The following is a 12,898-nucleotide window of genomic DNA, read 5'->3' on the forward strand; positions in this document are numbered from 1 at the left end:
AAAGTCGTCAACTCATAACAGGGTTGACCTTTTTTATTTTTAACGGCACTTTAATGGGGCCGGTAATTTGCCATTTTACAATATTGTCAATCAGTTTTCAATTTTATTTACAACCATTTAGAATTACATTGAGGAAAAAATTGGAAAATAATCAAGGGTCATTTGGAAAAATTTCTATTTGCCCCTGCTTTGCAGTTTGTTATACTATAAAAGACAAATTTATGATAATGATAATCATTAGCAAATAAAAAGGAGGAAGCTCAATAATCTATGTAGTGATAGTGGTCGCAGTAATTCTGCGGCTATAGGTCGGCAAGAAAGGTAATCCCCTATGGTTGAATACCGTAGATATCGTGGACAACTGATGTTTATGCTCGTACTTTTCCAATAGAATTCTGAGTCTTGTTGTGAAATGGTGCAGCATAAGGGGATATTACTTCCTGAAGCTTGTTGAGGACCGGCCATTTCTATTTAAAGGAGGTAATAAAGAGTGTCTAATTGTCAAGAGGCCCGCTGGGCTTTGTCCGGCGCTCAATCCGGCATCTGGTTTGCGCAACAACTGGAACCGGAGAATCCGATTTACAATGCCGGCGAATACATAGAAATTAAAGGGAAGCTCGACCCGGCTTATTTTGAACTGGCATTGCGCCAGGCTGTAAAGGAAGCGGAGGCTTTACATGTTCAATTTGGCGTCAATGAACTTGGGCCCTGGCAGGTTATCCGGCCTGTTTCCGACTTTCCTTTGCATTTTATCGATGTCAGTACGGAGGAAAATCCGCGGCAAGCAGCGGAAAAGTGGATGAATGACGACCTTTCCCGGCCTGTTGATCTCCTGCTTGAACCCCTTTTTCGCCAAGCTTTGTTTAAAGTTGAGCCGGACCGGCATTTCTGGTATCAGCGGATTCATCATATTGTGATGGATGGATTCGGTTTTTCACTTATTTCACAACGGGTAGCCGCTATTTACACTGCGCTTATCAATAAGCGCAGATACGAGGAAGGCGCTTTTGCCCCTCTGCGTTTGGTTCTGGAAGAAGATTTATCCTATCGTGCCTCAGAGAATTTTATCCGTGACCGTCAATTTTGGCTAGAACAGTTTGCCGATCAGCCGGAGGTTGTTAGTCTGACTGATCGAGTGCCTAGAAGTTCTAAGCGAATTCTTCGACAGTCGGCAACCCTGTCGCCGGTTATCACCCGTTCCCTGCAGACTGCCGCGCGCAGGGTGAAAGGAAGTTTATCGGGACTGCTTATTGCGGCAACCGCTGCCTACGTACACCGTTTGACAGGAGTGCAAGATGTAATCCTTAGTTTGCCGATAATGGGACGGTTGGGGTCGGTCTCGTTGAATATTCCCTGCATGATGATGAATTTACTGCCGTTTCGTTTACGGGTACGGCCGGATATGAGTTTTACGGAACTGGTGAGGCAGGTTGCAAAAGAATTGAGTGATGTGCAACGGCATCAAAGATACCGGCACGAAGAATTACGCCGTGAGCTTAAGCTGGTTGGCGATAATCAGCGACTGGCCGGTCCGCGGATTAACATTATGCCGTTTGAGTATGGATTGGACTTTGCCGGGAGTAGAGGTGTCATACATAAGTTAGCAACCGGCCCGGCTGATGACCTGTCCATTAACGTGTATGACAAGTCTGACGGGAGCGGATTACGAATTGACTTTGATGCCAACTCCGAAATTTGCAGCTGCAGCGATTTGCTCATTCACCAAAAGCGTTTTTTCCGGTTTCTCGAAACACTTGCCTTAGCCGGACAGGAGCAGGCTATTGGCAAGATCGAACTGCTCTTGCCTGAGGAACGTGAGCGGGTGCTGGCTCGTTGGAATAAAACGGCCGAGGTCTTGCCGTCTGAGTGCTTGGCTGTGCTGTTTGAAAAGCAGGTTGCCCGGACGCCTAAGAATATTGCGGTAGTGTTTGAAGATACCGCCTTAACCTATGAAGAGTTAAACCTGCGGGCGAATAAACTGGCGCATTTGCTGCTTGCCAAAGGGGCAGGACCGGAGCAATTTGTGGCGCTGGCTTTGCCCAGATCCCTGGAAATGATCATAAGCCTGCTGGCCGTACTCAAGGCGGGCGCGGCCTATCTGCCTGTAGATCCGGAATATCCAAACGGCCGGATTATGTTTATGCTCGGCGATGCCCGGCCTGCCTGCATACTCACAAACTCCAAGGTAGCATCCAAACTATCTGAAATGGATAACGGAACGCAGGTTGTTCTTGATGCAATCGGCACCATAGAGGAATTAAAACAGTATCCGGCTGCTAATCCGGTGGATGCCGACCGTGCCCAGCCGTTATCGCCCTCCAGCCCGGCATATGTAATTTATACTTCCGGTTCAACAGGGACGCCCAAGGGGGTAGTGATCCCGCATCAGAATGTGGTCAGGCTTTTTGGTGCGACTGAACATTGGTTCCGCTTCAATTCAAAGGATGTGTGGACCATGTTCCATTCTTACGCCTTTGACTTTTCGGTGTGGGAGATTTGGGGGCCGCTATTATATGGAGGCCGTCTGGTTGTCGTGCCCCATTCCGTCAGCCGCTCGCCGGCAGAGTTTTTGCAGCTGCTTGTGCGTGAAAAGGTCACTGTTCTCAATCAGACTCCGTCAGCCTTTTATCAATTCATGCAGGCAGACCGGGAAAATCCGGCCCTTGGTCAGGCGCTTTCCCTGCGTTTTGTGATTTTCGGCGGCGAAGCGCTCGAGCTTAGCCGCCTGGAGGATTGGTACGGCCGACACCCGGAAAATGCGCCAACCCTTGTTAATATGTACGGCATAACAGAAACTACCGTGCATGTCAGCTATCTTGAGCTTAACAGGAGCATTGCGGGCAGAAGAGCCAACAGTCTGGTAGGCTGCGGCATACCGGATCTTGACGTGTATGTATTGGATGCCGGTTTGCAGCCTGTCCCGCCGGGAGTAGTTGGGGAACTTTACGTGGCCGGGGCGGGGCTGGCCCGTGGTTATTTAGGCCGTCCCGACCTGACGGCCAGCCGTTTTGTGGCGAATCCGTTTAGTCCTTCGGGTACCCGGATGTACCGCACCGGTGATTTGGCCCGTTGGCATGGGGATGGTTCCCTGGATTATATGGGACGTGCTGATCATCAAATTAAGATTCGCGGGTTCCGTATTGAACCGGGTGAAGTAGAGGCCGTACTGGCCTTGCATTCCCAGGTTGCCCAGGTTGCAGTGTTAGTCCGTGAAGACCAGCCAGGGGATAAACGCCTAACGGCTTATGTGGTAGCGTCCGATCCAAGCCGGTTTGATTCGGCTGATTTGCGGCGGCACACCGCCAAGTTTCTCCCAAATTATATGATCCCGGCTGCTTTTGTCAGCATTGCGGCTTTGCCGTTGACGCCTAACGGCAAACTTGACTCCAAAGCATTACCGGTGCCTGATTCGGCTACAGTCGTTAGCAGCGGGCGCGGCCCCAGAACACCGCAGGAAGAAGTGCTGCGTGACCTGTTTATGGAAGTTCTCGCTTTGCCTTATGTAGGTATTGATGACAGTTTCTTTGACTTGGGCGGCCATTCTTTGCTTGCCGTGCAGTTGATGAATAAAATTCGTGATTTGCTCGGGGTTCAATTGAGTATTGGCAATCTGTTTGAGGCACCTACGGTGGCGGGCCTTGCCGAACGGCTTGAAATGGGCTGCAGCAAAAGTGCTTTACAGGTGTTGCTACCGCTCAGAACAAAGGGAGATCATCCCCCTCTGTTTTGCGTCCATCCGGCAGGCGGACTTAGCTGGTGCTACGCAGGATTGATGGCAAGCCTAGGACCCGGCTATCCAATTTATGGCCTACAGGCGCGCGGTATTTCCCGGCGTGAAGAACTGCCGCAGACGCTGGATGAAATGGCCGCTGATTATATCCGGCATATCCGCACTATTCAGCCAGCCGGCCCGTATCATCTGTTAGGCTGGTCCCTCGGAGGAAACCTTGTCCAGGCAATGGCAACTCAGTTGCAAAAACAGGGCGAAGACATAAATCTTGTTGCCTTGTTCGACGCTTATCCAAGCAATATCTTGCCTTATAAAACCCCGGATGAGGAAGAAGCCCTTATCGCCCTGCTGGTTTTGGGAGGATACGATCCCCAAAAGCTGGAAGGTAAATCGCTGGATCTTGCCGGCGTTCTTGAGATACTCCGCTGCGACGGCAGTGCGCTGGCTAGTTTGGACGAGGAGAGCATTCTGAACCTTAAGGCGGTATTCGTAAATTCAGTCCGAATTTTGAGTGAACACCGGCCTAAACCCTTTGACGGGGACATTTTGTTTTTCAAGTCGACGTTAACACCTGAGTGGTTTGGCCCTCTTTGCCCGGAGGCATGGCAGCCTTATATCCAGGGACGAATTGAGCAATATGATATTGACTGCCATCATAAGGATATGTGCCAGCCCAAACCGCTTGCCGAGATCGGGCATATTCTTGCCCAAAAACTGCGGAAAGTGAAAAGCATCAACTCCTCACGGACCGGTATGCGGATAAATTGTTTACAGCCTGTCACGGGTAAAGGGCAGGAACAATGAAAATACAGCTTAATCCCAAATCAGCGGTTAGTATTGTATATGTAACAGCTATGTTTATGGCCGTAATGGATGGAACAATTGTAAATGTTGCCCTGCCCGCAATCAGTGATGAATTTCAAATTCCTCCTTCGGCTGCCAGCAGTGTAAATGTCGGATACTTAGTAAGTATTGCCGTATTCCTTCCTATGGCAGGATGGCTTGGGGACCGGTTTGGGACCAAACGGACCTTTTTGATTGCACTGGGTATGTTTACGTTTGCATCCGCCTTATGCGGATTTGCCGATAATCTCCAGCTGTTGAATCTGTTCCGGGTATTTCAGGGGGCTGGCGGAGGCTTGCTTACTCCCGTGGGAATGGCAATGCTGTTTAGAACCTTCTCGCCGGAAGAACGGCCGAAAGTATCCCGGTCTCTTGTATTTCCCATTGCCATTGCGCCTGTTTTCGGTCCGGTCGTTGGCGGTTTTCTTGTAGAACAGTTATCCTGGCGTTGGGTGTTTTATATTAATTTCCCTATCGGAATTCTGGCATTGTTGTTTGGCTTTATGGTTTTTCTTGAACATAAAGAAGCTGCGGCGGAGCGTCTGGACCTGCCGGGATTCCTGCTGTCAGTTCCAGGCCTTTCGCTGCTGATGTACGCGCTTATACAAGGCCCGTCGCAAGGGTGGCGTTCTCCGGTTATTTGGGGTGCGGGGGTTTGTGGTTTCATCTTTATTTGTTTTCTGGTTTTCGTTGAGTTGCGGGTAAAAACACCGATGCTCGATTTGCGTTTATTATCCGCCCGGCTATTTCGGACGATGAGCATCATCTCCTTGTTTAACGCTGCGGGTTTAACAGGACTGCTCTTTATCTTTCCGTTACTGTATCAGAGTGCACTAAACGCCTCGGCTTTGGAAACCGGCCTGACTACTTTTCCGGAAGCGCTAGGGATGATGCTTGCATCCCGGGTAATGCCCTGGTCGTACAGACGGTTAGGCGCGCGTCAGGTGATTGCGGGTGGATTACTGGGGGCTGCTATCCTGATTGTTGCCCTGGTAAGTATAATTGGACCGGAAACAAAACCCTGGACCTTTAGGATCCTGTTTTTGGGCATCGGCTTTTTCTTAGGGCATGTCGGGGTTACCTCACAATTCCTTACTTTCAACGATATTACTTCTGCTTCCATGGGGCGGGCAACAACGTTGTTCAACGTTCAAAATCGAATCGGCTCAGCCCTTGGTGTAGTAGCGTTGGCCGGTCTTCTGGGAACCTTCGGTACCAACGCTGCCGGCGTAACCGGAGTTGGACAGCCTCCTTTAGCCGCTTACCGGTTTGCCTTGCTCGGTTCTGCCGTTTTCTTAGCGGCGGCCCTGGTTTTTGCGCTGCGTATCCGGCAATTGGATACTGCAGCTATGGCGCCAAAGCAGGTTCCTGCCAAATCTTCCGGTATGGAGTCAAGCGCCAGCGAGGAAAATGGGCAGTCATGTTAATGAATGGCTGTTGATTCCGGCTTGTTCTTTATGCCCCATTCCGACATAAGCTGTAAAATGGGAATCAAAGTTTCGCCGCGTTCCGTCAGTGAATATTCCACTTTGGGCGGAATTTGATGGTATTCCTTACGGTTGATTAGCTGTTCGGTTTCCAGTTCCTTTAACTGCTGGCTCAGCATTTTATGGGTTATGGGCGGGATGTGTTTTTTGATTTCACCATAGCGTAATACTCCGTTTTGAAATAATTTGAAAAGAATCAGCCATTTCCATTTGCCGCCAACAATCGATAAAGTGTAGGCAACCGAACATTCGCATTGATTTAGAGACCGTTGTTTCATCCTTTACTCTCCCTTTATATAATATCTACCATAAAAGTGCATACTTCTTTTTTTGCTACAATCATATACAATTAAAGTAAAAAAATCAAGTGAAAAGGGGAGAAGAGTGTGGAATTGATTGCAGTCGATGAAGCTCGGTGCAGCCGGTGTGGTCTTTGTGTAGAGGTATGTCCGGTGGATATTTTGAAAATGGGAGACAGGGGGCCGGAGGCCATCCAGCCGCAGGTCTGCCTTGCCTGCGGGCACTGTACCGCAGTGTGTCCGAAAGCGACGCTGGATAATCAGAAGGCACCGGTAGAGAAGCAGCGTGAACTCGCCAAATTTCCTGTTTTGCCTGCGGAAATTGCGGAACAATACTTGCGGTCGCGCCGCTCCATCCGGGTTTTTAAGAGAGAACGGGTACCGAGGGAGAGCTTGCTGCAGTTGGTCAATATGGCGCGTTTCGCTCCTACTGCAGGCAACAGTCAGGGGATTTCCTATCTGATTGTGGAAGAAAAAGAACTTATGAAAAAAGCATTGGAAAAAGCCGTTGAATGGATGGAAGGGCAGCTTGCCACCCAGGACCGGTCTCACTGGAGTTTTACCTATCATGTACGTGCTTATCGGGAATTTGGCAAAGATAGCATTTTGCGGGATGCCCCTCATTTGGTGCTTGCCACTGCCGCCCGGGGCTTACCCCGTGCCCGGGAAAATACTTTATTTTCTTTGGCCTATCTGGAACTGTATGCTCCTGCTCTCGGTTTAGGTTCATGCTGGGCAGGATTATTGGAAATGTGTCTGTTTGCCGGATATGCTCCGTTACTGGAACTGTTTCCGGTTGCCCGGGAGAAGAGCATAACCGGTGCCGTGATGGTTGGCTATCCGAAATTCCGGTATCAAAGGCTGGTAGACAGGAAACCTCTGGATGTTGCGTGGCTATGAGAAATGGTTAAGAACTGAAATTTCCGTCATAACAGAAACCGGGGAAGACGATAGGTTACATAAAATATATGTCTGGAATAGGATACATTAAAAAGATGATAAGGAGAATCAGTATGTATCCTAAATATCCCTATTACGATAAATATAAAAAATGCGAGGAGCAGCCAATCTCTTTTCCGCCACAGCATCAGCCCCGGCAGCCGGGTTTGGAATAGCACCGATACTCCCATGCGACGTGCAGGCCAGCCTTTTGAACTGGCGCCGGCGTATGTATACCTTGCTTCACAAGATTCCTGCTTTGTTTCGGGGCAGGTTTTGCACGTGAACGGCGGTGTAATCACAGAGACTTGACCTGGCTTTTGTCTGCGGACCGGAAATCCGTTTGTTTCCATCCAAACAAGGAGGATATCTCAACCATTGTTTTTGAGATATCCTCCTTGTTTATTTGATTAGTTTAAGAGCAAGGGCTGGCTTCGTTATACTGCGGCTCAATGACTATCTGCCCCTCCGCATTGATACAGCCCCATTTGCCCGTTGACTTTACTGTATCTAATCGGTATTACTGCCCATTCTGGTAACTATAGGAACGTTAAGCACTATATTAAACACTATAAATTAAAATAAAACACTATGAAGGAAACTGTGAAAATATGGCTTACGTTTGTGAAACAATATCATGTAGCAGTGTTTTGGCATGAATTTTGCTTAGTATATTGAATTAAAGCGAATTTCTATTTAAACAATTTTGGGGTGAAAACGATAGGTGATTGTTTTTGCCAATCATTGCGGAGGGAGTTGTTTTTCTGTGAACCGTCTAACCGGATTGGATGGAATAAGAGCCATAGCTTGTCTTATGGTAGTACTGCATCATGCATTTCAGCGCTTGAATGCCAATACCGCCCCAGGTATACTGGTAGGTATTCAACATGTCTTTACAACTACCGCACCGGTTGGGGTCAGTGTGTTCTTTGTGTTGAGTGGCGCATTATTGTCGCAGCCTTATTGGCGAAGATACTTCAATAATCAGGCAATGCCTGAATTAAAAGAATATGTAAAGCGCAGGGCAGCCAGAATTGTACCCGGATTTTATTTGGCTTTAGTCATCAGCATGATAATCGAGAGAATTCTTCTGCCGGATGTACCCGATTTTACGAGACGATTCATCGCCTCATTGACGTTTACCAGCGGTTTTCACTATTCGACTTTTTTCTCAACCGTACTAAACGGTCCGCTATGGTCGATCAGTTTTGAAGTGTTTTCCTATGTACTCTTGCCTTTTTTTATGGCCGGACTGTTTTTTTTCGTGCATAAACGGGGGATAGGTACCGGCATCTCGTACTGGTTTGTCGTACTGATCATCATCATGGGTATAAACGCTCTGGTTATTACGTATTGTCAGCCGGATAATATTAACAGGGGATGGCAATATGGTATAGTGGGTGGCGCGAAGTATTGGATGCCCAATTACAATCCTATAGGTTTTTTTGCGCATTTTCTGATGGGAATACTGGCTTCCGGATTGATGCTGGGAATTGAGGAAAATCGACAGTTAAAAGAAAATATGACACGGTATTATATTTTTGATGCCGTATCGTTTATGGGTTTGCTGCTGTTTGTTTTACTAGTGATTACACAAACCAATACGCCGGATTTTGGTTTTAGCTTGCAGCAGCAGCCGTATTATTGGCCCTGGGGAGCTGCAAGTATTGCGCTGACCATTGCTTTCGTTCCGAGCAGCAAATGGGTAGGAGCTGTGCTGGATAATGCCTTTTTCAAATATACAGCCAAGATATCCTTTGGAGTTTATATTTGGCATCATTTAATTATGAATCTATTCACTTTAGAAAGCTTTAGGATTGATGGTTGCTTTGAATGGTCACGACTGATGCTGCTTGCCGTGGCCATAACTTACGGTATTGCCGCTTTATCCTGGGAGTACCTTGAAAGTCCGATATTAAATGCCGTACATAAAGATGGCAAAGCGGAATACAGTCAGACAAAAGTGACCTCTTAATTTTCCATATAAAAAAGCCCGGGCAGTTTTTTCTGCCCGGGCATGCAACACAAAATGCCCTTGCTGCTCTCAAGGAGTGCAAGGGCATTCGTCATTCAAAAACGACAATGGCGTCTTTGCGTTTCATTCTAAGTAAAATGGTTTCCAGAACCCGCAGCGGGTGGTTTAATTTATCAGCACCCAGATAGCCGGTAATTAAGTCCTGACCAATCACAAGATCAATATTCTGCGGTTCGGCGCAGACCAGAACGGCTTTATTGCTGCCCAGGACCGGGGTCTGATATACATTGCCGTCTAACAGCTCTCTGACCCGGTCGATTTCCAGCAGTCCGGTATTTGGCTGCAGACGCTGGAGTTGACGGTATAAATCCGGGCTTAGCGTTAAGGCGAATTTACCGACAAAACCCAGGCTGGTTAAGGTTTCAAGTCCCTCGGCGATGTCCTGGTAGGCGTTTTCGCCGGTCTGCCAGTCTTTTTTTGCCAGTTTATTGGTTCCCGAGGCGGTGGTGAGACCTTCACACCCTGCGGCTTTATTTCCTAAAAAAATCAATTCGTCTTCTTTTTTGGCACACATGGCGGCAGCACCGGCAGCAGCGGCGACATCCAAAGGCAGGCCGGTTTGCTTGCTGTATTCCACATCACGCCAGGCGATGGAAAAGTCCTTATAAACTAAAGGAATTTCCACGAATTTTCTACCCTGGGTTTTAATAATATCGGTGTCCTCACTGTCACCAAAAAAATCGGTATCACCCTGGCTGACTTTGCCGAAGTCATCAATATGAATACTTTGAACACCGGCCCCCAGAGGTCCGTAAATATGGATGAATTTCCGGCCGGTTAATACCTGACGGGCTGTTTTGACAACAGTTTCATCAATCTTCTCCCATTGACTGGAAGTAAAGGGAGCGTCATCTCTTGAAAGGAATTCCATTGTTTTATACCTCCTTGCTATTTTTGAATTAAACTGCCGACAGTTACCTGCGGTGTTGCTTCTTTTTCCGGAGTTCCGGCTTCTTCAATGCCCAATTCTTCCAGCATTTCCTTCACTTCGGTTTCTCCGGAAGCAAAGTGTTCGGCTTCCTCCGGATCCAGAAAGCGCAATAATGCCATCAATTCACCGACGTGTGCCTTTTCCTCATCACGGATGTCGCCAATTACTTTTTTAGCGACAGGATCGTCAGTTGCCTGTACATGAGCATCATAGACATATATGGCTTCCAACTCTCCGGCGATATTTAGGCGTACGGCCTGGATCAATTCTTCCCTGGTCAGCTTCCTGTTGACGTTTCCCTGGAATGGGTTTGCGAAATTTGGCATAGTCTAAAAACCATCCTTTCTGTTTAGAGTAGTATACATAAGACCCGCTCCGCACTTGTCCGGCAGAGCGGGCCAAAGATAACAGAGAATTTCTTGGTAAAATATACATGTCCGACATCCTTATTATAACATATTATTATTTTTTATCAAAGAATTAGTATCAATTTTTATCAAAGAATTAATATCGGTAAGATTATTTTTGTTAAGGTGGGACAGGTTTAAAATCTGCAGGTTTTCCCGGGAATATACTAAAAAAGAATGGATAACTTAGACCGGGAGGTTTTGACTTATTATTTTCTTTACAATAAAATAATGATAAATATTCTGAAGAGTTGGAAAATGCTTATGGGTGTCAGGAGAGATGAAGTATGAGCGCGAGAATTTTACTGGTTGCACCTTATGTGAGTCTGGCAAATCTGGCACAGGAAGTGGTGGTGGAGCGTTTTTTTGATTCTGCGCAGCTGATAAAAGTTGTAACAGGCAATTTGCACGAATGCCTTCATGCCGTCCGGCAGGCGGTGGAGGACGGGGTTGAGGTTATTGTCAGCCGCGGCGGTACGGCCACTTTGATTGAGAAGCATGTGAACATCCCTATTGTGCCTATCCAGGTTACGGTGATGGATGTGTTGCGTGCCTTAAGGAAACATGGTGAATATCCGGAAAAAATCGGCATTGCCGGCTTTGAAAATGTCATTTACGGCTGTGAGGATTTAGGCAGCCTGTTAGGCAGCACGTTTGTGGAAATAGCAATAAGCAATGAAGCGGAAGCTGCTGAAAAAATCGCTGCTGCCGTGCATCAGGGAGTAAGGCTCATCATTGGCGATGCAATATCTGTCAAGCTGGCATCCCGCCTGGGCATTCAGGGAGCTTTGATTCAATCGGGAAAAGAAGCACTGTACAAGGCCATCCGCGAAGCCGGATTAATTGCCCGGGTCCGGCGTGAGGAACAGGAAAAGGCCGAACTGTTGTATACTATGGTGGCTGCCTCAGCCGAAGGTATTATTGCGACCGATATCCGGAATAAAATTACCATTTTCAATCCCATGGCGGAAAAGCTGTTTCAAGTATCCCATTTAGAGGCAGTCGGCAGGCCGCTGCAAGCCGTTGTCCCGCAGTTGAAGCTGCCGGATTTTGACGGACCTGACGAGCAAATGGCGGATGTGCAGCATATTGGCGATAAGGCGCTGATGGTAAGATGCAATCGAATCATGGTGAAAGAGGAAGCGGTTGGTACGATTTATAATGTGCAACATGTATCGCAGCTGCAGCAACTGGAGCAAAATGTCCGTAAAAAAATGCATGCTAAAGGTCTGGTAGCCCGCATCAAAATGACGGATATGGTTGGTTCATCGGCAAGCTGCCAGGCCTTAAAACGCAAGGCTGCCAAGTACGCCTTGACACAATCGACCATTTTGGTTACCGGGGAATCGGGAACAGGTAAGGAAATGGTGGTACAGAGCATTCACAATATGAGTACCAGGGCCGACGGACCTTTTGTTGCCGTCAACTGTGCGGCGCTGCCCGAAACACTGCTGGAAAGTGAATTGTTCGGTTATGAGGAGGGCGCCTTCACCGGGGCCAAAAAGGGGGGACGGCAGGGTTTATTTGAGCTGGCGCATAATGGTACGCTCTTTTTGGATGAAATAGGCGAAATGCCTCTGGGGCTGCAGGCAAGACTGCTGCGGGTGCTGCAGGAAAAATCCGTCATGCATCTGGGCGGGGACAGCGTGATTCCGGTGGATGTACGCATTATTGCCGCGACCAATCAAAACCTGGCACAACTCATGGGAGAAAAGAAGTTCCGGGAGGATCTGTACTACCGGCTTAATATACTGCGCATCCATATGCCGGCTTTGCGGGAACGCGTGGAAGATATCCCGCTTATTGCCAAACAAATGATCAAAAAAATGCAGTCCGTCAATGCAAAGGTTACCGGCCTGGATTTGGCTGCCGGGCAGTACTTGGAGCAATGCCGCTGGCCGGGAAATATCAGGCAACTGGCAAATACGATAGAGCGGGCCATGCTTTTGAGCAACGGTCCGTCCATTACTAAACAGGATATAATCGAAGCTTATGACGAGGGGGAAATAATCGGGGAGCTAAACGGAAATAACGCTGCGGAACAGGGAAGCTTAGCTGCTGCGGAACAGAATACGCTGCTGCGCGTGTTGATGGAGGAGAAATACAATTACAGCCGTGCGGCAGCAAGACTGGGTATTCATCGCACAACACTGTGGCGGAAGTTGAATGCGAAAACAACAGTGAAACAATAGTGTTGCATAAAATACGTTGCATTTTGCAACGTATT

At 47.9% G+C, this 12,898-nt stretch carries 9 protein-coding genes and 1 pseudogene; 6 read left to right on the forward strand and 4 right to left on the reverse strand.

The genetic code is table 11. The annotated features are described in order from the left end of the window. The first annotated feature begins 490 nt into the window (after positions 1-490). Complete coding sequence (locus P22_RS18980) at positions 491-4,534, forward strand: non-ribosomal peptide synthetase (RefSeq protein ID WP_054261810.1); 4,044 nt, start codon at positions 491-493, stop codon at positions 4,532-4,534. Next, the gene (locus P22_RS18985) at positions 4,531-6,000 is read left to right on the forward strand and encodes an MDR family MFS transporter (protein WP_054261811.1); all 1,470 of its coding nucleotides are present in this window, start codon (positions 4,531-4,533) and stop codon (positions 5,998-6,000) included. The genes P22_RS18980 and P22_RS18985 overlap by 4 nt, the downstream gene beginning before the upstream one ends. On the opposite strand, the gene P22_RS18990 is transcribed toward P22_RS18985, so the two are convergent. Next, positions 5,997-6,338 carry a winged helix-turn-helix transcriptional regulator gene (locus P22_RS18990; protein ID WP_054261812.1) on the reverse strand — a complete coding sequence of 114 codons (342 nt, stop codon included), beginning with the start codon at positions 6,336-6,338 and terminating at the stop codon, positions 5,997-5,999. The two genes, P22_RS18985 and P22_RS18990, sit on opposite strands and share 4 nt — an antisense overlap. 108 nt (positions 6,339-6,446) lie before the next feature. Between P22_RS18990 and P22_RS18995 the strand changes: the two genes are divergently transcribed. Both P22_RS18995 and P22_RS20205 read left to right on the forward strand, forming a co-directional pair. Further along, entirely contained in the window at positions 6,447-7,259 is an 813-nt protein-coding gene (locus tag P22_RS18995) for a nitroreductase family protein (protein WP_054261813.1), read from the forward strand. Between the two features lie 186 nt (positions 7,260-7,445). After that, a complete protein-coding gene (locus P22_RS20205) occupies positions 7,446-7,610 on the forward strand; it encodes an SDR family oxidoreductase (protein ID WP_304437581.1) in 165 nt (54 codons plus the stop codon). A gap of 103 nt (positions 7,611-7,713) precedes the next feature. Here P22_RS20205 and P22_RS21585 read toward each other — a convergent pair. Continuing rightward, positions 7,714-7,782 (reverse strand): annotated as a pseudogene (locus P22_RS21585) (WG repeat-containing protein); the annotation flags it as partial. Between the two features lie 282 nt (positions 7,783-8,064). Here P22_RS21585 and P22_RS19000 point away from each other — a divergent pair. Then, positions 8,065-9,273, forward strand: coding sequence for an acyltransferase family protein (locus P22_RS19000; RefSeq protein ID WP_054261814.1), 1,209 nt, complete (start codon positions 8,065-8,067; stop codon positions 9,271-9,273). Positions 9,274-9,364: 91 nt separating this feature from the next. Here P22_RS19000 and P22_RS19005 read toward each other — a convergent pair whose 3' ends face one another. Continuing rightward, positions 9,365-10,204, reverse strand: a complete 840-nt coding sequence (locus tag P22_RS19005; protein WP_054261815.1) for a family 1 encapsulin nanocompartment shell protein — start codon at positions 10,202-10,204, stop codon at positions 9,365-9,367. A 17-nt stretch (positions 10,205-10,221) separates the two neighbouring features. Then, positions 10,222-10,590 carry a demethoxyubiquinone hydroxylase family protein gene (locus P22_RS19010; protein ID WP_054261816.1) on the reverse strand — a complete coding sequence of 123 codons (369 nt, stop codon included), beginning with the start codon at positions 10,588-10,590 and terminating at the stop codon, positions 10,222-10,224. Positions 10,591-10,958: 368 nt separating this feature from the next. Here P22_RS19010 and P22_RS19015 point away from each other — a divergent pair, with 368 nt between their 5' ends. Then, positions 10,959-12,863: a sigma 54-interacting transcriptional regulator gene (locus P22_RS19015; RefSeq protein ID WP_054261817.1), complete on the forward strand. Its 1,905-nt coding sequence runs from the start codon at positions 10,959-10,961 to the stop codon at positions 12,861-12,863. Positions 12,864-12,898 lie beyond the last annotated feature (35 nt).

It is taken from the genome of Propionispora sp. 2/2-37, from assembly GCF_001298735.1.
In the GTDB taxonomy this organism is placed as follows: domain Bacteria; phylum Bacillota; class Negativicutes; order Propionisporales; family Propionisporaceae; genus Propionispora.